We start from the raw sequence: 18,595 nt of genomic DNA, 5'->3' as shown, positions 1-18,595 counted from the left end.
GTCACCCCGTGGCACTGGCCCGGTTCGAGACCCGCGCCACGATCGTCACGTCTCCGTGATCCTGGCGCAGAACCTTGCGGCGCAGGCTGTCCTCAACCCCAACCGGAGCTGTTGTGCCGGGTCGGACAACACGGATGACGCAGAGCGAAACGTTGTCTTGATGGGGATCATCGGCATTTTCGATCGCTGTCATCAATGCGGCGGCGATCTCTTCGGCCGGGCGATGGCGCAACGGACGTAGGATACGCGCAAGATCCTCTTCGCCCAGCACCAGAAGCCCGTCACTGGCGGCGACCAGGATATCGCCCTCTGCCAGTTGGAAAGGCTTCGCCGGGCAATCGATCTGCGGAATCTCCTCGCCCACCAGCACCGATGTGAGGCTGTCCTGCTCGGGGTGGTTAAGCGCCTCGTCGCGCTCCATCAGCCCACTGGCCACAAGAAAGTCGATTTGCGAGCCGACCGCGTGATCCTCGTTGAGCCGTGACAGCACTCCATCCCGCATCAGGTAGAAAGGCGAATCGCCCACCGAAATCCAGAACAGGCGATCCTCGATAAGTACCGGGGCCAGCAGCGTGGCCCCCATCAGCTGATCGTCGGGGCGTTCCTGTGAATACAGCCCGACACAGTCGTTCGCACCGATCGCCGCATCGCGCAGAATCTCCCCGATCCGCGACTCCATCTCGGCAACGTCGCCGGATTGCAGCTTGAGTTCGCTGAACACCTCGGTAACGACGATCTTGCTGGCGACATCGCCGGCCGCATGACCGCCCATCCCGTCGGCGAGAACCGCGAACCCGACGCCGCTGCCCGAGGGGAAATCGGAAATCAATGCGTCTTCCTGGCGGTCTCGACGGCCCTGGCTGATCGCAGTGGCAGCGTCATAGCTGAACTTATCCATGGGCAGCATGACTGGGTTGGCCTTTCTGCCCCTCGGCCCAGGAAAACTCCGGACCGCACAGCGGCATGAAGCGCAGAGTGGTCTCACCGATCCGGATTGTGTCGCCGGCCGCCAGCGCCTGCGTGCTCAGCACCGGCATGTTGTTGCAGCGCACGAGATTCGCCTTGCCGCCGTGCCCGATGAAAAACGCGTTCTGCTCGGCGTCAAAAGCGATGGCAGCGTGGTTTTCGCGCGAAATCGAGTTGTCTCCAAAATCCAGCCGCACGGTCTGACTCTCGCCACGTCCGATCTGCGAGACACCGTTGAACAGGGTGAAAGCGGCACCGCGGCCCGGGCCTCCGATCACAACCAACCAGCCTACCGGGAACTGCGTGTAGCTCTCTTCCTCGTCGCCGGCGGATGCCCGGGCGAAGGGATCGGCCTCCTTTCCCATGCCGCTGTTGAACCCCAGAAGCCGTGTCTTGGCGCGGCCGGCACGGCCCTTGCCGCGGCCACCGGCCGGCGCGGGTACCTCGACCGCGGCGGATCCGCTGTCTTCTGCCTTTTCCGCCGGCTGGGACCCGGCCATCGGGCGGACGGCGCGCAGCACCGCCGCACCCGGAGCTTCCGCCTCCTGCGGCGCAACTGCAGCCGCAGCGGCCAGAGCCGCATCGGCGGGTTCATCGAACGGCTTCATCACCGGCACATCGGGGGTATCGTTTTCGTCGTCGACCTCGGCGGCCTCGACCATCGCCGGCTCGAAACCGGTCTCGAAACCGGTATTGTCGCCCTCGTCGCCTGGCTCGATGTCGCAGGCCTCGTCGTCACTGATCATTTCGGCCGGAGCATCGGACTCCGCAACCCACTCGTCGTCTTCTTCCGAGCAATCGTCCACGCCGTCGTGCGACCAGGCGTCTTCCTCGACCAGGTTCTCTTCGGTTTCGACGTCTCCGGTTTCGATTTCTTCGGCGTCGTCCGACATGATGAGGTCACCCTCATGCTCATGATCACCGGGGGCATCCTCGAGCGCAATCAGTTCGTCGAGTGAGTCTGCCTCGTCCTCGAGATCTCCAGTATCCGAATCGGAAGACCGGGTCTCGTCCATGATCCGATAGAAATCCTCGGCCTTGAAAGGGGTGCGCAAGTCGGACGCGACCTCGTCAGGCGCCTCGGCCCATTCTGCCTCTTCGGCGACAGCAGCATCGCTGCTTTTCTGCTCGATAAGGTCTCGGATGAATTTCATGCCTGGTCCTTTCAGGATTATACTGTTGTTGCCGAGTTGCGGGACCGGATCAGGGTCCCCGTCAGAAGCCGCCCGATCAGCGATTTCGGACGCACTTCATGTTCATCGCTCCGCTCGGAGACCTTCACTGCATCAAGCTTGGCCTTGGCCTTGAGAATTCGGTCTTGTTCACGCATCCAGGCATCGACGTCCTCGATCGGGTTTCCGAAGAGATCCACCGGTTGTTTCGGGCGCCTTGCCTTGGCCGCTGGAATAGAAGTGTCCTGTGATTTGACCTTCCGGCGCGGCTTGGTGCCGGTGGAGCTACTTGCCACGACGGTGTTGGTGTCTTCCACCAGCTTTGACAGAGCCTGGAGGTCAACCTCGGCCACCCTGGGAATGAACTTTTCGGCTCGCTTCGGCGAGGCTGCGAACGACTTTACCGGGCCCGCCGCTGCGGCCGAGTCCGGTTCGGACGCATCCAGTTGTTCGATCCATTCCGCTGCGCTCTGGATCCGGTCGCTTTTGTTTACCGACAATGCCTGGTCGATCAGCTTCAGGAACGCCGGATCAAAGGCCCAGTCACCCCCGGTCAGCGGAACGTAGGGGTCCCCGTGTCCGGCTTCGATCTCCTCGTGTCGCGACCAGCTGTCCGGCGGAGTTTCACCGGTGATCAGGTGATAGAAGGTCGCTGCCAGCGCATAGAGATCACTCGAGCTGTCCTGAGTCGCGTCCTCGATATAGAACTCGTGCGGCGAGTAGCCATCCTTCACCGCCAGCAGGAACGTCGCGGCCGTGAGAGACTGCTTCGTGTTCTCGCGGGCTGCGCCAAAGTCAATCAGCGTGAGGTGATTATCGCGGTCCAGCAGCAGGTTGTCGGGCGAGATATCACGGTGCAGGAACCCCATTTCGTGCAGGTGCGCCACCGCATCGAGCGTCTGGCGCAGGCAATGCTCCAACAAATCCGGCGTCAGACGCCCCGGCGTGATTTCAAGAATGTCGATCAGTTCTTCACCGTCGACAAAGTCCATCGCCATATATGCGGTATGGTTTTCCTCGAATACCTGATGCACGGCGACGATATTGGGGTGTTTCAATCGGGCCAGACGACGGGCCTCGGCGACGAAGTTCCAGACGATCTTCTGATAGGTGCTCTGCTGCGCCTCCGAGGCTGGCATCACCAGGAGCCCATCACGCACGCAAAGACCGTCGGGGAAACATTCCTTAACCACAACCTGACGCGCCAGGCTGTCGCGCGCCAGATAGGTCATCCCGAAGCCACCGATGGCGAGTTGGCTTTTGATTTCGTATTGGCCTTGCAGCAGCATGGCGCCATCAGGCAGTCCGCAGGCTGCTGCGCGATCATCTTGGTTTTCGTTTTTCTGCATCATGTCCTAAGTGCCCGCAAATCCGATCCGGAGCCGGAATACTCCTGAAGGAACAACTATTCAGCGGGTCGAGGGTTATGAGAAAATGTGGCTTCAAAATGGCCATTCCCAGCCGAGGTTTTGGCAACTCGGGCGGTTTTGCCGGATCGGCGGATGCCCGCGCAAACCGGCGCTCACCTGCGGCCGCTTTGCAACAGATGCCTCCGGGCATCCCAACGCGTCGTTGTGTGGCATCCGGCATTGACGAAATGGCGACCCCGGCAGGATTCGAACCTGCAACCTGCCCCTTAGGAGGGGGCTGCTCTATCCAGTTGAGCCACGGGGCCGCGTGCCGCATTCTTACCGTGGGAAATCGGGGATGTCATCGCCCTGTCGATTCTGATGCTGGGACCGCAATCCATCTGCCCGCCGCAGTCCGTGACCAAAAAGCGCGGCGCGCTTGAACAAAGCTCCTGCTTCGGGCTAACTGACTGCGAAACCAGCCGGGAAGCCGCCCTTGAACAAACCATCCAATCGCCCCCTGACCCTGCGCGACGTCTCCGAAGCTTCCGGTGTTTCCGAGATGACGGTCAGCCGGGTACTGCGCAACCGCGGCGACGTCTCCGCGGCGACCCGCCAGAAGGTGCTGCAGGCGGCCAAACGGCTGGGTTACGTGCCCAACAAGATCGCCGGCGCGCTGGCCAGCCAGCGGGTCAACCTGGTGGCGGTGATCATCCCGTCGATGTCGAACATGGTCTTCCCCGAGGTGATGACCGGGATCAGCCGCACGTTGGAAGACACCGAGCTGCAGCCGGTGGTCGGGATCACCGACTACCTTCCCGAAAAGGAAGAGAAGGTGCTTTACGAGATGCTCTCGTGGCGTCCGTCGGGCGTGATCATCGCCGGGCTCGAGCATTCCGACGCCAGCCGCGCCATGCTCAAGGCCAGCGGCATTCCGGTGGTCGAGATCATGGATACCGATGGCCAGCCGGTCGACAGCGTTGTCGGCATTTCGCATCGCACCGCCGGCCGGAAGATGGGCGAAGCAATCGCGGCGGCGGGTTACAGGCGTATCGCCTTTCTCGGCACCAAGATGCCGCTCGACCACCGCGCCCGCAAACGGTTCGAAGGGTTCACCCAAGCCTTGGCCAAGGCCGGAATCGAGGTGGCTGATCAGGAATTCTATTCCGGCGGTTCGGCGCTGGCCAAAGGTCGCGAGATGACCGAAACCGTGCTCAAGCGCACGCCGGATCTGGATTTCATCTACTATTCGAACGACATGATCGGCGCCGGTGGGCTGCTTTACCTGCTTGAAAAAGGCGTGCGCATTCCCGGAAAGATGGGGCTGGCCGGGTTCAACGGGGTCGAGCTGCTGCAAGGCCTGCCGATGCGTCTGGCCACGATGGATGCCTGTCGCTTCGAGATCGGCAGGAAGGCGGCCGAGATCATCCTGGCCCGCAGCCGCGAAGATAGCGGCGACACGTCGCCTGAACGGATCGAACTGACTCCGACCCTGTCGCGCGGCGATACGCTGCGCAGTTGAGCGTCCAGACTGCAAGATAGCAAAAACTCGCGCATTAAACCTCCGGTAACACCCGGCTGCTAATCCTTGCCCCGGGTGAGTAATCAAGGTGGTGGAGATGCGCGCGAAGAGCAATGCCGCGCCGGTCATCATCAAGAGGAAGAAAGTCATCAGCGGCGACGGGCATCATGGCGGTGCCTGGAAAGTCGCCTACGCCGACTTCGTAACGGCGATGATGGCCTTCTTTCTTCTGATGTGGCTGCTGAACGCGACAACTGAAAAGCAACGCAAGGGCGTGGCCGATTATTTCAGCCCGACCATTCCAATCAACCGCATCTCGGGCGGCGGCGACGGGGCGTTCGGCGGGGAAAGCGTGTTTTCGGAAATGACACTGCCGCAGAGCGGTACCGGCGCTACCAATCGCCAACCGACCGAAGCGAACCAGGCCCGCGGCGAACACGGACTGTCACAGCACGGGGCCGACGCCCGCGGCGAAAACTCCGCCGAGGCCAGCGAAAGTGACTTTGCCTTCGCCCGGATTGAGGAGGCGCTGGCGGGCCTCGGCGGCGAAAGCGCGGTGACCGACGAGATGTTCAAGCATATCGTTACCCGCGTCACCGACGAGGGCCTCGTGATCGAACTCTTCGATCTCGAAACCGTGCCGCTGTTCAAGCGCGACAGCGATACGCCCACCCGGGCGCTGCGCGATCTGAGCACGATGCTGGCGCGGATCATCCCGCTGGTCGAAAACAAGGTGGCGATCGGCGGTCATGCCCGGTCACGGCCGGTCGTAGTGGCGCAGAACCCCGTCTGGAAGCTGTCGTCGTCGCGCGCCGATGCCATGCGCGGGCTGCTCGAGACCAGCGGGCTCGCCACGGGCCGCGTCACCCGCGTCACCGGCCATGCTGACAATCAACCGGCCGTAACTAACCCGATGGCCGTGCGCAACAACCGGATCGAGATCGTCCTGCTGCGGAGCCCCTAACGAATGTCCAGAGGATTTTAGACGTTAGCGCGCTGTTAAGCGGCAACCTTTATGCCTCGTATCGAGACCTGAGGTCGATGCAGCAGAAAGGCGTATCCATGACGATTTCATCCTCGCTCAATGCCGGCGTGGCAGGCCTTGCCGCCAATGCCACCCGCCTGGCGACCATTTCCGACAACATCGCGAACTCGGCCACATTCGGATACAAACGGATCGAAGCCGATTTCCACTCGATGGTGATCTCCTCGACGGGCGGAACCTATTCCGCCGGCGGGGTGCGCACCACGACCCAGCGCCTCATTGACGAGCGCGGTGCGCTGGTAGCCACGTCGAACCCGACCGATCTGGCGGTGCGCGGCCGCGGAATGCTGCCCGTGACCTCGATCACCGAAGTCGAGGCCGGCAATGGCAACCCGCAGATGCTGCTGACCACCACTGGTTCGTTCCGCACCGACGATCAGGGCTATCTCGTCACTGAATCCGGCCTCGTGTTGATGGGCTGGCCGGCCCTGCCCGACGGCACGGTGCCCACTTTCCCGCGTGACACGTCGGACGGTCTGGAACCGGTTCAGATCAACGTCAACCAGTTTTCCGGCGAACCGACCACCCGGATCGACCTCGGGATCAACCTGCCCGCCACCGAAACCGAAGCCGGGGCGGCTGGCTCGGCATCGGAATTGTCGATCGAGTACTTCGACAATCTCGGTACGTCCGAAAACATCTCGATCGAGTTTACGCCGACCGTGCCAGGCACCGGCTCGTCGAACGAATGGACGATGGTGATCACCGATACCGCCACCCCCGGCGCCGTGATCGGCGAATACACGCTGACCTTCGATGATAGCCGGACCGCGGGCGGTACGCTCCTGTCGGTGGCGACCATCAGCGGCGGCGCCTACGATCCCGCTACCGGCTCCCTGATCGCAAACGTGGCGGGCGGCCCGATGGAGGTCAATATCGGCCTTCTGGGCGCCGCCGACGGTCTGACCCAGCTCAGCGACACCTTCGCGCCGGTCTCGATCAGCAAGGATGGTTATCCGGTTGGCAACATGACCTCGGTTGAGGTCGACCCCAACGGCTTCGTGCATGCCTTCTTTGATACCGGCATCACCCGCACGATCTATCAGATCCCGCTGGTCGATCTGCCCAATCCGAATGGGTTGGTCACGCTCGATCAACAAACCTATCTGCCTTCGCCCGAAAGCGGCTCTTATTTCCTGTGGAACGCAGGTGACGGGCCAACCGGCGACATCGTCGCCTTTGCGCGTGAGGAATCGACCACCGATGTTGCCGGTGAACTGACGGCAATGATCGAAACGCAACGCGCCTATTCGTCGAACGCCAAGGTCATCCAGACCGTCGACGAAATGTTGCAGGAAACCACCAACATCAAGCGCTAACCGGTGCCGGGGCCATAGAGGTCCCGCCGCCCTTCCCCCCCTGAGCAGAGGAAACTTCCATGAGTCTGTCCGGCGCCCTTTCGAACGCACTGTCGGGGCTCACCGCGGCCTCGCGCGCGGCACAGATCACCGCCTCGAACCTTTCCAATATCATGACCGAGGGTTATGGCCGGCGCGAGCTTGAAGTCAGCGCGCGCGTCATCGGCGGCCATGGTGGGGTGCAAGTGAACGGCATCCTCCGCCATGCCAATCCCGGCCTCATCGCCGAGCGCCGCATGGCCAGTTCGGATCAGGCCGGCAGCAGCCGGCTTGCCGATTTTTTCCAGCGTCTCGAAGCACTGGTCGGCACCCCGGTCGCGGGCGACTCGCTCTCCGCCCGTATAGCCGATTTCGAGGCAAGCCTCGTCCAGGCGACCAGTCGCCCGGACCTCGCCGGTAGGCTGAACCAGGTCTTTATGGACGCGACGGAGGTGGTGAAGACCTTCGCACGCGTCTCTGACGGTATCCAAACCCTGCGCGGCGAGGCTGATCGCGAAATCGGCGCCACGGTGGACCGGCTCAACACCACCCTCGGTCAGGTCCGCGATCTCAACATCCAGATTTCGCATGCCATGGTGAACGGCCGCGACACCTCGGCGATGCAAGATCAGCGCCAGATTCTGGTCGACGAAATTTCGGAGATCGTGCCGGTCAAGGAATTTCAGCGCGATCTCGGTGCGATCGCGCTTTTCACTCCGGGCGGTGCCATCCTGGTCGACGGTACGGCCGCCGAACTGAGCTTTAGCCCTACCAACGTGGTCGTGCCGCACATGACGCTGGCCGGCGGGCTGCTCTCCGGACTTGAAATCAACGGCGAACCGGTTTCCACGGCGCCCTCGGGCGGCCCGATCAGCGGCGGTCGGCTGGCCGCGCTGTTCCAGATCCGCGACGAACTGGCGCCCGAAACCCAGAGCCAATTGGACGCCGTGGCGCGCGACCTGGTCGAGCGCTTTCAGGATGCCGGGCTCGACGCCACCCGCGCGCCGGGCGATCCGGGGCTGTTTACCGACGGCGGACTGGCCTTTGCCGCCGCCAACGAGATGGGCCTTGCCGGCCGGCTTGAGATCAACGCCGCGGTCGATCCCGACGCCGGCGGCGCCACCTGGCGGCTGCGTGACGGGCTCGGCGCCGCGGTGCCCGGACCGGTGGGCAACTCGCAACTGCTCCAGGACATGCAAGCAGCGCTCAACGTGTTGCGCGTGCCGACCTCGGGCGATTTCGGAACCGGGGCGCAGTCCGCCACAAACTTGCAGGCCACCTTCCTGGGCGAGATCGGGTCGGCCCGCGAGGTCAGCGACCAGGCGGTCAGTTTCGCCGCCGCACGCTTTTCCGCTGTCAATACCGAGGTCCTCGAGGAAGGGGTCGATTCGGATCAGGAGATGCAGCGCCTGATGCTGATCGAACAGGCCTATGCCGCCAACGCGCGGATGATGGAAGTGGTCGACGACATGATGCAAGCCCTTATGAGGATCTGACGCATGCCCCTCTATTCGATAGGAGATCTCGCCAGCAGCTTCATCCTGCGCCGCCAGAACCTACGGCTCAATCAGGACCTCGCCAGGCTGAGTCAGGAACTGGCAAGCGGCACCGCCGCCGACATCCCGCGACACCTCGACGGCAACTATGCCTATCTTGGCGATATCGAACGCGGGCTGCGCGTCAACGAAGGCTTCGCCACCGCCGCGAAAGAGGCCGCGTTCGTCACCGGGGCCATGCAAACCGCGCTCGACCGGGTTCAGCACACAACGACCAAGCTGTCGGCCGACCTGGTAATGGCCGGCAAAACCTCCCTGCCAGAGGTGACCGAGACCGCCTCGAACGCCGCCCGCGGCGAGTTGGGGGCGCTTTTGTCGGCGCTCAACACAAATGTCGCGGGTCGGGCGCTGTTTTCCGGTATCGCCACCGATGCGCTCAGCTTTGCCTCGGCCGATACCTTCATCGCGGACCTGAAAATCGCCGTCGCCGGCGAGGTCACGCTGGGCGGCATTCTCACCGCCATCGACGACTGGTTCAACCTGCCCGGCGGCGGCTTCGAAACCGTGGGCTATCTCGGCTCGGACACCGACCTGCCACCCTTCCTCGTGGGTGAGGGCGAAACCGTCGATCTCGACCTGCGCGGTGACAGCCAGATCGTGCGCGACATGCTCAAACACACCACCATCGCCGCGCTGGCCTCGGACCCGGACCTGGCCTATCCCAGCTATCTTCAGGGCGAGCTGCTGGTCGCCGCCGGCGAGGGCATGATGACCGCCCAGGACGAACTAGCCCAGATCCGTGCCGATCTCGGATACGCCGAGGCCCGGATCGAGGAGAACCGCACCCGGTTGTCGACTGAAAGTACCGGCCTCGAGATGGCCCGCGGCGAGCTTTTGGGGGTCGATCTTTACGACACCGCCACACGGCTGGAAAACGTCCAGTTTCAACTCGAAGCGCTCTATACCGCCACCGCGCGGCTGTCGGGCTTGTCGCTTGTGGAGTATCTCAGATGATCCGCCGTCTCCGCGCCAGTCTCCTGTTTCTGCTATTGAGTCTGCCAATAGCCGCCAGCGCCAACAGCATCCGCATCAAGGACCTGGTCGAATTCGACGGGGTGCGCGGCAACGATCTGGTGGGATACGGCCTCGTCGTCGGGCTCAACGGCACCGGCGATGGCATTCGCAACGCGCCGTTTACCGAAGAGATCATGTCGAACATTCTCGAGCGCCTCGGGGTGAACGTCACCGGTGAACAGTTTCGCCCCAAGAACGTTGCCGCCGTCTTCGTCACCGCCAGCCTGCCACCCTTCGCCCGCGCGGGCGGCAAGATCGACGTCACGGTGTCGGCCATCGGCGATGCTAAAAGCCTGCTCGGCGGTACGCTGATCATGACTCCGTTGAACGCCGCCGACGGCCAGATCTATGCCGTGGCTCAAGGCACGGTGATCGCCGGCGGCGCCACCGCCGCGGGCGAGGCCGCGAGCGTGGTGCAGGGCGTGCCGACTGCCGGCGTGATACCTGCCGGTGCGCGTGTCGAACGCGAGATTGAGTTTGACCTCGGCTCGCTCAAGTCCCTTCGGCTCGCGCTGCGCGAGCCCGATTTCACCACTGCCGCGCGAATCGAACAGGCGATCAACAGCAATTTCGGACGCGGCGTGGCCTTGATGCTGGATCCCGGCACGGTGCGGCTCAGTGTTGGCGCCACCGGCATGCGGTCACCAGCCCACGCCCTAGGCCGGATCGAGAACATCCTGGTTACGCCCGAACGCAAAGCCCGCGTGGTGGTCGATCAGCGCTCCGGCACCATCGTGATGGGTGAGGGCGTGCGAATCTCTCGTGTTGCAGTCAGTCAAGGCGGACTTACCCTCCGCATCCGGGAAACCCCACTCGCGGTGCAGCCCAACCCGTTCGCCGAGGGCGAGACCGTGGTGGTACCGCGCACCCAGGCCGAGCTTGAGGAAGAGCCCGGCATCAGTTTGGCCGAAATCCGGCCCGGAACATCCTTGTCCGAGGTCATCGCCGGGCTCAACGCGCTGGGTGTTGCCCCGCGCGACATGATCGACATCCTCAAGAGCATCAAGGCCGCCGGCGCGCTGCATGCCGAATTCGTAGTGAACTGACCTGTCTGCAAGCACAAAACCGCTCGGATAACCTTGCACAGCAGTCGGTGAAGACGTCGCCGGGCGAAACCGAAATCGTCTACAGGTCCTGGGTCGGCTCAGCTTGCGCTCAACTCTGCCGAAGGAATGATTGGGAAAAATCGTCCACCCGACCACAACCCGAACCAGCTTTCGCCCTCAACCTCGTGATGGCTTCCTATATCAACCAGGCGGTAGAAACTCTTGCGGTCGATCAGCGCCTCGAGGCGGTCGCGCACCGTCACGTAGGGTGACGGCTCGCCGGTCTCGACATCACGCACCACCCGAATCGGGTGATCCGGCCCGGCGACGGTGAAATCGCCGACATTGGTCTGGAAGGTCAGTTTTTTCGACTGTCCCGTGCCGTCCACCTCGAAATCAACCGCCACGAAAGGCGCGTCGTCCACGGTTATTCCGACCTTCTCGGCCGGCGTCACCAGAAAGTAGTCGTCACCATCACGCCGCAGGATCGTCGAGAACAGTCGCACCAGTTCAGGCCGCCCAATCGGCGTACCGAGATAGAACCATGTCCCGTCCCGCGCGATCCGAATATCCAGGTCGCCACAGAACGGCGGGTTCCACAGATGCACCGGCGGCAATCCCTTGCCCTTCGCAGCCATCCGTGCCGCCGCCGCGATGCCCTCGGCCGTGGGCCTCACGTTCATTTGTCCGCTCATAGCTTTTTACATTCCTGCCAAGCGCGCTAAACTCGTGCATAAGCGTAACGCATCCCGAGGAGCATTGCCATGACCGAGCACGCGGACCTGGTGTCCGACATCGAAGCGCTGGAAGCGAAACTGGCCGGGGCCAAGGCCTCGATCACCCGCCGCTTCATCGGCCAGGAAACTGTTGTCGACCTGGCGCTGTCGGCTCTGCTGTGCGGCGGCCATGCCCTGTTGATCGGCCTGCCCGGCCTCGGCAAGACCCGTTTGGTCGAGACACTCTCGACCGTGATGGGACTTGACGCCAACCGGGTGCAGTTCACCCCCGATCTGATGCCGGCCGACATTCTGGGCTCGGAAGTGCTGGAAACCGGCGCAGACGGCAGCCGAACCTTCAAGTTCATTCCCGGGCCGATCTTCTGTCAGCTGCTGATGGCCGACGAGATCAACCGGGCCAGTCCGCGCACCCAGTCGGCACTGCTGCAGGCGATGCAGGAGCGTCAGGTCACCGTTGCCGGCCGGGACCGCCCGCTCGAGCCACCGTTCCACGTGCTCGCCACCCAAAACCCGATCGAACAGGAAGGCACCTACCCGCTCCCCGAGGCGCAGCTCGACCGCTTTCTTGTTCAGATCGACGTGCTTTATCCCGACCGCGACACTGAAAAGGACATCCTTCTTGCCACCACCGGCGTCGCCGAGGACGAAGCGCACAATGTCTTCTCACCGGCCGAACTGGTGGCCGCACAGACCTTGCTCAGGCGAATGCCGGTGGGCGACGCGGTGGTCGAACAGATCCTCGATCTGGTCCGCGCCTTCCGCCCCGAAGATCCAACCGCCAGCGAGACCGTGCGCAACTCGGTCGCCTGGGGACCGGGGCCGCGGGCGGCGCAGGCGCTGATGCTGACGGTGCGCGCCCGCGCGATGTTGCAGGGGCGGCTGGCCCCCAGCACCGACGACGTTCTGGCGATGGCCCGGCCAGTGCTGAGCCACCGCATGGCCTTGAACTTCGCCGCCCGAGCTCGCGGCGAACGCCTTACAGAGCTGATTGACACCACTGCCGACGCCGTACTCCGCCAGGAGGCTGCCGCGTGACCATGGCTCCCGCCGACACCGCGCCTTCGGCCACCTTGCGGGCCCGGGCCGAGGCCGAAGCGGCGTATTTCCCGCCGCTTCTCGCCCGCGCGGAACAGTTGGCAGGTGCCGTGCTGCTGGGCGAACACGGCCGCCGCCGCGCCGGACTAGGCGACGATTTCTGGCAATACCGGCCCGTCCGCCCCGGCGATTCGCGCCGTATGATCGACTGGCGCCGCTCGGCCCGCTCGGATGCGCAATTCGTGCGCGAGAAGGAATGGCAGATCGCCCAGAGCGTCCAGCTCTGGGTCGATCAGGCGGCCTCGATGCGCTTCGCCAGCACCACCAACCTGCCGCAAAAGGCCGACCGGGCCCGGCTGCTGGCCCTGTCCCTGTCGATCCTGCTGATCCGAGCCGGCGAACGCGTCGGCCTCACCGGCAGCACCCTGCCACCACAAAGCGGCGAGGTGCAGATCCGGCGTCTGGCTCAGAGCCTTTCCCACGATGACGTGGCCGATTATGCCGCCCCCGAGGCCCGCGGCATGCTGCCCCATGCCCGGGCGCTGTTCGCTTCGGATTTCCTCGGCGACATTGCCGCCGTCACTGCCGCTCTGACAAAGGCCGCAGACCGCGGCGTGCGCGGCGTACTGCTGCAGGTGCTCGACCCTAGCGAAGAGGGTTTTCCGTTCCGTGGCCGCACCATCTTCGAAAGCGTCGGTGGAACGTTGGCGCATGAAACCCTCAAGGCCGACGAACTTCGCGACCGGTATCTCGACCGCCTCGCCGCGCGCAAGGACCAGTTGACCGCACTCTGCGCCGCGACCGGCTGGCGCTATCTCTGCCATCACACCGAAGACAGCGCACAATCGGCGCTCTTGTGGCTTTACGCCGCCTTCGACGGAGGTACGGCATGACGCTCGGCCCCATCGCTTTCACCGCGCCCTGGCTGCTGACAGCGCTGATCGCACTGCCGATTCTTTGGCTCTTGCTGCGCGCCATTCCTCCCGCGCCGGTCAGAAAGTTTTTTCCCGGCGTGGTGCTTCTGCTGGGATTACGCGACGATGACAGCGTCTCTGACCGAACGCCATGGTGGCTGTTGCTGTTACGTATGGCCGCCGTAGCAGCGGTCATCCTCGGGCTTGCCGGGCCAGTGTTGAACCCCGAAGAACGCCGCGCCGCCGACCGTGGCCCGCTGCTGATCCTCCTGGATGCCAGCTGGGCCAGCGCGGACAGCTGGACCGCGCGGCTCGACATGGTGTCGAAACTGCTGAACGAGGCCGGACGCGACGGGCGCCCCGTCGCGATTTCGCGCCTGACCCAGCCCGAACCGCCTCTTTTCCAGTCGGCCGCCGCCTGGCAAAGCCGGCTTGCCGGTCTGACGCCGAATCCCTGGTCTCCGACACCTGCCATGCAGGGCGCCTTCGTTGCCCTTCTTGAAGACGGCGCACGGTTCGAAACCCTGTGGATGTCCGACGGTCTGGACCGTGTCGGCCGCGACGATCTGCTTGCCGCTCTGGAACGACATGGGCGCGTCTCGGTCTTCCAGGCGCCGGCTGCGGTCCTCGCCCTGGCCCCGGTCACGATCGAGGACGGCGCAGTGCAGGTCACGGCGCTGCGCAGCCGGAGCACGGGCCCGCAGGACATCCTGGTGCAAGCGCATGGCCGCGACCCGACGGGCACCGAACGGGTGTTGGCCGACCTGCCGCTGAGCTTCGCCGCGGACGAAGACGGCACCACCGGCACCCTGAACCTGCCGGCGGAACTGCGCGGGCGTCTCACCCGTTTCCGCATCGCCGGTCAGGACAGCGCCGGCGGTCTCGCCCTCACCGACGACAGCCTGCGCCGACGCGAAGTGGCGCTGGTCGCTGGCCTGGAGAACCGCGAAGGACTGGAACTGCTGTCGCCGCTGCACTACCTGCGCAGGGCGCTCGCCCCCAGCGCCGACCTGCTGGAAGGCACGCTCTCGGACGTGCTGCCGGCAAATCCCGACGTTGTTGTGCTGGCCGACATTGCCCAGCTGACCGCCGCCGAAGAGACCGCACTCAGTGAATGGACCGAAAAAGGCGGCCTGCTTCTGCGCTTTGCCGGGCCACGGCTGGCGGCCAGCGAAATCAGCCGGCGCGAGGAGCACCCACTCATGCCGGTGCGGCTGCGCGTCGGTGGCCGCAGCGTCGGCGGCGCGATGAGCTGGGGGGCGCCCAAGACATTGGCACCGTTTGAAAAGGACTCACCCTTTTTCGGCCTGCCCGTCCCCGATGAGGTCCGAGTCACAGCGCAAGTCATGGCCCAGCCCGACCCGACGCTTGCCGAACGCGTGATCGCCACGCTTTCGGACGGCACTCCGCTGGTCACCCGCAAGAAGCTGGGACAGGGCCAGGTCGTGCTGTTCCATGTCACCGCCAATGCCGAATGGTCGTCCCTGCCGCTGTCAGGGCTCTTCGTGTCGATGCTCGAAAGGCTGTCGGTTTCATCAGCCATAGCGGTGCCCTCGGCCGAAGACCTCGCTGGTACCACCTGGCATCCGGTGCGCGTGCTCGACGGTTTCGGCACGCTGAAAAGCGGTGACGATCTGCCCGGTGTCAGCGGCGAAGACCTCGCCGAGGCGGCGCTCGGCCCCATGTTGCAACCGGGTCTTTATACGAGCGAGGAACGACAGATCGCCCGCAACGTCCTGAGTCCGGACGACCGGCTCGCGCCAGCAGCCTGGCCGGTCCGGATCACCGTGAGCGGACTGGAAAAGGCGCAGGAAACCCCGCTTGGTGGCTGGCTGCTGGCCCTGGCGCTGGGGTTGATGACCCTCGATATCCTGGCGGCCCTGGCGCTGACCGGCCGGCTTGCCGGCGCCCGAACCGCCGTCATCGCCTGTGCCGCCCTGCTCACCATTCCGACCGAAAACCGCGCCGACGACATCACCGCCGTCGAAGCCACCGCCGAGGTCGTGCTTGCGCATGTGCTCACCGGCAACAAGCAGGTCGACGACACCGCCCACTCCGGTCTCTTCGGTTTGTCCGAGACGCTCTTTTTCCGTACCTCGGTCGAACCTGCCGAACCGATGAGCGTCGATCTCGAGCGCGACGAACTGGCCTTTTTTCCACTGCTCTACTGGCCTGTCACCCCGGACCAGAAACGTCCCTCGGACGCGGCCTATGAAAAGCTTAACCGCTATCTGCGTTCCGGCGGAATGATCCTGTTCGACACCCGCGACGGCGATGTCGCCGGGTTCGGCACCGCCTCGCCCAATGGGCGCAAGCTGCAGCAACTCGCCGCGCCGCTGGACATTCCCGCGCTCGAACCGGTGCCGTCCGACCATGTGCTGACTCGGGCCTTTTACCTCCTGCAGGATTTCCCCGGCCGCCATACCAGCCGCGATGTCTGGGTCGAAGCTGCCCCAGCGGATTCCGAGAAGATCGAAGGCATGCCGTTCCGCAATCTCAACGACAACGTCACCCCGGTGATTGTCGGCGGCAACGACTGGGCCGCCGCCTGGGCGATGGATCAGCGCGGCCAGCCGATTTTCCCTGTCGGTCGCGGGTTGGCAGGCGAGCGTCAGCGCGAACTGGCCTACCGCTTTGGCGTTAACCTTGTGATGCACGTGCTGACGGGCAATTACAAATCCGATCAGGTGCACGTCCCGGCACTGCTGGAAAGGCTGGGGCAATGAGCACGACCATCCTGTTCGATCCGCTTCTGCCGTGGCCGGTTCTCATGGCTTGTTTCGTGCTCGCCCTGGGTGGCGTTGCGCTGGCCCTGTGGCGCGGATTGTCGGGATGGGCGCTGCGCGCGCTCGGCGCCGCGGTGATCCTCGCCGCTCTGGCTGGCCCGGTCTGGCAGCAAGAAGATCGCGAGGACCTGCCGGACATCGCCCTGATGGTGGTTGATCGCAGCTCGAGCCAGCAGCTCGCCGAGCGCGCCGAGGCCACCGAGGCCGCGGCCGACGCCCTCGCAACCCGAATCGCCGCCCTACCCAATACCGAGTTGCGTCGTGTCGAGCTGCCCAACGGACAAGGTGATGCCGGCACGCTGGCCATGACCGCGCTGGCCAATGCCCTGGCCGAAGAACCGCGCGCGCGGATATCGGGGCTTTTCCTGATCTCCGACGGCCGCGTCCACGACATCGACAACGCCCCTGACCTGCCCGCGCCGCTGCACCTTCTTCTGACCGGCCAGCCCGAGGACTGGGACCGCCGCCTGATTGTCGAAAACGCGCCGGCCTATGCCATTCTGGGTGAGGAAATCACCCTCACGCTTCGCGTCGAGGATCAGGGCGCCGTGCCCGAAGGACTCGACCGCACAGAAATCGAAATCGCCGTCGACGGCGGTGCGCCGATGGCTTTCCAGATCCCCGTCGGCGAACCGGTCGACCTGCCTGTCACCCTGCCCCACGGCGGCCGCAACGTGCTGCAATTCACCGTGCCCATGGCGGAGGGCGAAATCACCGACCGCAACAACACTGCGCTGATCCAGATCAACGGTGTCCGCGACCGGCTGCGGGTGCTGCTGGTGTCGGGCGAACCACACCCGGGCGGCCGCACCTGGCGCAACCTGTTGAAATCCGACAGCTCGGTCGACCTCGTGCATTTCACCATCCTGCGCCCGCCCGAGAAGCAGGATGGCGTGCCGGTGAGCGAGCTGTCGCTGATCGCGTTTCCCACGCGCGAGCTTTTCCTCGAAAAGATCAACGATTTCGACCTGATCGTCTTCGACCGTTACAAACGTCGCGGTATCTTGCCCTCGCTCTATCTCGACAACGTGCGCGCCTATGCTGAAACTGGCGGCGCGATCCTCATTGCCGCAGGTCCCGATTTCGCCTCGGCCGACAGCCTCTACCGCTCACCGCTGGCCGAAATCCTGCCGGCCAGCCCCACCGCCCGGGTGATCGAACAGGGTTTCCGCCCCGAGATCACCGAGCTCGGCCAGCGTCACCCGGTGACCGCCGGGCTACGCGCACCTGAGGGCCAGGAGGACTGGGGGCGCTGGATGCGCCAGATCGAGGTCACGGAACAGGCCGGCAACGTGGTCATGTCGGGCCATGACGGCAGCCCGCTCTTGATGCTTGATAGGGTCGGTGAGGGCCGGGTGGCGCTCCTGGCCTCGGATCATGCCTGGCTCTGGAGCCGCGGTTTCGAAGGTGGCGGGCCGCAGCTCGAACTGCTTAGGCGGCTGGCACATTGGATGATGAAGGAACCCGAGCTCGAGGAAGAAGCGCTTTGGGCCGAGCCCACCGGCCAAACCCTACGTATTATCCGCCGGTCGCTGACGCAGGATGTTGGCACCGTCACAATCACCTCGCCCACGGGCGAGACAGCTGAACTCCCACTCGCCGAAACCGACCCCGGCCGCTTTGAAGTGCTCCACGAAGGCGACGAGATCGGGCTCTACCGGCTCAAGAATGGCGACAAGGAAGCGGTCGTGGGCCTGGGTCCCGCGGCTCCGCGCGAATTCGTGGAAACCGTCGCCAGCAGCGCCCTGCTTGACCCGGTGATAGCACAGATGCGCGGCGGCGTGGCCCAGCTGCACCAAGGCATACCCAACCTGCGCCAGGTCCGTGTTGGCCGCCCTGCTGCAGGCCGCGGCTGGCTCGGCCTCACGCCACGCGGCGCCTTCGAAACCAAGGGCGTGTCGCGAACCCCGCTCCTGCCGGCTTGGCTGGTCCTGCTTCTCGCCTCGGCGCTCTTCATCGGCGCCTGGCTACGCGAGGGTCGCCGCTGAATGCGCCGCGGCCCCCGATGCCGGAGTGTCAAATCAGCGTGGAGTTGCTGCATATCTGGACGCCGCGGTGCAAATTTGGGCGGCGTTCCGATCGCCCACACGATCAATACCGAACTTGAATGGTCTTC

The 18,595-nt window shown here is 64.4% G+C and carries 14 protein-coding genes and 1 tRNA gene; 10 read left to right on the top strand and 5 right to left on the bottom strand.

The genetic code is table 11. From position 1 onward, the window contains the following. Nucleotide 1 precedes the first annotated feature (1 nt). The 4 genes from NO357_RS13265 to NO357_RS13250 form a co-directional block, all read right to left on the bottom strand. On the bottom strand, nucleotides 2-907 hold the full coding sequence (locus NO357_RS13265; RefSeq protein ID WP_306736152.1) for a PP2C family protein-serine/threonine phosphatase: 906 nt from the start codon (nucleotides 905-907) through the stop codon (nucleotides 2-4). Further along, a complete protein-coding gene (locus NO357_RS13260) occupies nucleotides 891-2,120 on the bottom strand; it encodes an FHA domain-containing protein (protein ID WP_306736151.1) in 1,230 nt (409 codons plus the stop codon). Before NO357_RS13260 ends, NO357_RS13265 begins: the two co-directional genes overlap by 17 nt. Nucleotides 2,121-2,137: 17 nt before the next feature. Further along, nucleotides 2,138-3,490 (bottom strand): serine/threonine protein kinase, encoded by a 1,353-nt coding sequence (locus tag NO357_RS13255; protein ID WP_306736150.1) that lies wholly within the window; start codon nucleotides 3,488-3,490, stop codon nucleotides 2,138-2,140. A 246-nt stretch (nucleotides 3,491-3,736) separates the two neighbouring features. Beyond that, nucleotides 3,737-3,813: transfer RNA gene (locus NO357_RS13250), tRNA-Arg, on the bottom strand. A gap of 170 nt (nucleotides 3,814-3,983) precedes the next feature. On the opposite strand from NO357_RS13250, the gene NO357_RS13245 reads away from it, so the two are divergent. The 6 genes from NO357_RS13245 to NO357_RS13220 all read left to right on the top strand — a co-directional run bounded on the left by NO357_RS13245 (nucleotide 3,984) and on the right by NO357_RS13220 (nucleotide 11,007). Further along, nucleotides 3,984-5,009, top strand: a complete 1,026-nt coding sequence (locus tag NO357_RS13245; protein WP_306736149.1) for a LacI family DNA-binding transcriptional regulator — start codon at nucleotides 3,984-3,986, stop codon at nucleotides 5,007-5,009. Between the two features lie 97 nt (nucleotides 5,010-5,106). Further along, nucleotides 5,107-5,973: a flagellar motor protein MotB gene (locus NO357_RS13240; RefSeq protein WP_306736148.1), complete on the top strand. Its 867-nt coding sequence runs from the start codon at nucleotides 5,107-5,109 to the stop codon at nucleotides 5,971-5,973. A 98-nt stretch (nucleotides 5,974-6,071) separates the two neighbouring features. Continuing rightward, a complete protein-coding gene (locus NO357_RS13235; protein ID WP_306736147.1) occupies nucleotides 6,072-7,373 on the top strand; it encodes a flagellar hook protein FlgE in 1,302 nt (433 codons plus the stop codon). Between the two features lie 59 nt (nucleotides 7,374-7,432). Then, nucleotides 7,433-8,887, top strand: a complete 1,455-nt coding sequence (gene flgK / locus NO357_RS13230; RefSeq protein ID WP_306736146.1) for a flagellar hook-associated protein FlgK — start codon at nucleotides 7,433-7,435, stop codon at nucleotides 8,885-8,887. Between the two features lie 3 nt (nucleotides 8,888-8,890). Then, nucleotides 8,891-9,901, top strand: coding sequence for a flagellin (locus tag NO357_RS13225; RefSeq protein WP_306736145.1), 1,011 nt, complete (start codon nucleotides 8,891-8,893; stop codon nucleotides 9,899-9,901). Beyond that, nucleotides 9,898-11,007 (top strand): flagellar basal body P-ring protein FlgI, encoded by a 1,110-nt coding sequence (locus tag NO357_RS13220; protein WP_306736144.1) that lies wholly within the window; start codon nucleotides 9,898-9,900, stop codon nucleotides 11,005-11,007. Before NO357_RS13225 ends, NO357_RS13220 begins: the two co-directional genes overlap by 4 nt. A 98-nt stretch (nucleotides 11,008-11,105) precedes the next feature. On the opposite strand, the gene NO357_RS13215 is transcribed toward NO357_RS13220, so the two are convergent. Further along, the gene (locus NO357_RS13215) at nucleotides 11,106-11,702 is read right to left on the bottom strand and encodes a DUF1285 domain-containing protein (protein ID WP_306736143.1); all 597 of its coding nucleotides are present in this window, start codon (nucleotides 11,700-11,702) and stop codon (nucleotides 11,106-11,108) included. 69 nt (nucleotides 11,703-11,771) lie between these two features. Here NO357_RS13215 and NO357_RS13210 point away from each other — a divergent pair, with 69 nt between their 5' ends. The 4 genes from NO357_RS13210 to NO357_RS13195 are packed head-to-tail and all read left to right on the top strand — an operon-like array spanning nucleotide 11,772 to nucleotide 18,467. Continuing rightward, nucleotides 11,772-12,779: an AAA family ATPase gene (locus NO357_RS13210; protein ID WP_306736142.1), complete on the top strand. Its 1,008-nt coding sequence runs from the start codon at nucleotides 11,772-11,774 to the stop codon at nucleotides 12,777-12,779. A gap of 2 nt (nucleotides 12,780-12,781) precedes the next feature. After that, nucleotides 12,782-13,672, top strand: coding sequence for a DUF58 domain-containing protein (locus NO357_RS13205; RefSeq protein ID WP_306736195.1), 891 nt, complete (start codon nucleotides 12,782-12,784; stop codon nucleotides 13,670-13,672). Next, complete coding sequence (locus NO357_RS13200; RefSeq protein ID WP_306736141.1) at nucleotides 13,669-16,419, top strand: DUF4159 domain-containing protein; 2,751 nt, start codon at nucleotides 13,669-13,671, stop codon at nucleotides 16,417-16,419. The genes NO357_RS13205 and NO357_RS13200 overlap by 4 nt, the downstream gene beginning before the upstream one ends. Continuing rightward, nucleotides 16,416-18,467: a hypothetical protein gene (locus tag NO357_RS13195; protein WP_306736140.1), complete on the top strand. Its 2,052-nt coding sequence runs from the start codon at nucleotides 16,416-16,418 to the stop codon at nucleotides 18,465-18,467. The genes NO357_RS13200 and NO357_RS13195 overlap by 4 nt, the downstream gene beginning before the upstream one ends. The last annotated feature ends 128 nt before the right edge of the window (nucleotides 18,468-18,595 follow it).

Source organism: Marimonas arenosa (assembly GCF_030848945.1).
GTDB classification, from domain to species: Bacteria; Pseudomonadota; Alphaproteobacteria; order Rhodobacterales; family Rhodobacteraceae; genus Marimonas; species Marimonas arenosa.
Note: the sequence above shows the minus strand (reverse complement) of the source record. Positions and strands in the feature narration are given on the sequence as shown.

Excerpts from the sequence above, each read along its gene's own strand:
- NO357_RS13265 (WP_306736152.1), bottom strand. The coding sequence starts at position 907 with ATGCTGCCCATGGATAAGTTCAGCTATGACGCTGCCACTGCGATCAGC.
- NO357_RS13195 (WP_306736140.1), top strand. The coding sequence starts at position 16,416 with ATGAGCACGACCATCCTGTTCGATCCGCTTCTGCCGTGGCCGGTTCTC.
- NO357_RS13260 (WP_306736151.1), bottom strand. The coding sequence starts at position 2,120 with ATGAAATTCATCCGAGACCTTATCGAGCAGAAAAGCAGCGATGCTGCT.
- NO357_RS13220 (WP_306736144.1), top strand. The coding sequence starts at position 9,898 with ATGATCCGCCGTCTCCGCGCCAGTCTCCTGTTTCTGCTATTGAGTCTG.
- NO357_RS13225 (WP_306736145.1), top strand. The coding sequence starts at position 8,891 with ATGCCCCTCTATTCGATAGGAGATCTCGCCAGCAGCTTCATCCTGCGC.
- flgK (WP_306736146.1), top strand. The coding sequence starts at position 7,433 with ATGAGTCTGTCCGGCGCCCTTTCGAACGCACTGTCGGGGCTCACCGCG.
- NO357_RS13240 (WP_306736148.1), top strand. The coding sequence starts at position 5,107 with ATGCGCGCGAAGAGCAATGCCGCGCCGGTCATCATCAAGAGGAAGAAA.
- NO357_RS13255 (WP_306736150.1), bottom strand. The coding sequence starts at position 3,490 with ATGATGCAGAAAAACGAAAACCAAGATGATCGCGCAGCAGCCTGCGGA.
- NO357_RS13205 (WP_306736195.1), top strand. The coding sequence starts at position 12,782 with ATGGCTCCCGCCGACACCGCGCCTTCGGCCACCTTGCGGGCCCGGGCC.
- NO357_RS13215 (WP_306736143.1), bottom strand. The coding sequence starts at position 11,702 with ATGAGCGGACAAATGAACGTGAGGCCCACGGCCGAGGGCATCGCGGCG.
- NO357_RS13235 (WP_306736147.1), top strand. The coding sequence starts at position 6,072 with ATGACGATTTCATCCTCGCTCAATGCCGGCGTGGCAGGCCTTGCCGCC.
- NO357_RS13200 (WP_306736141.1), top strand. The coding sequence starts at position 13,669 with ATGACGCTCGGCCCCATCGCTTTCACCGCGCCCTGGCTGCTGACAGCG.
- NO357_RS13210 (WP_306736142.1), top strand. The coding sequence starts at position 11,772 with ATGACCGAGCACGCGGACCTGGTGTCCGACATCGAAGCGCTGGAAGCG.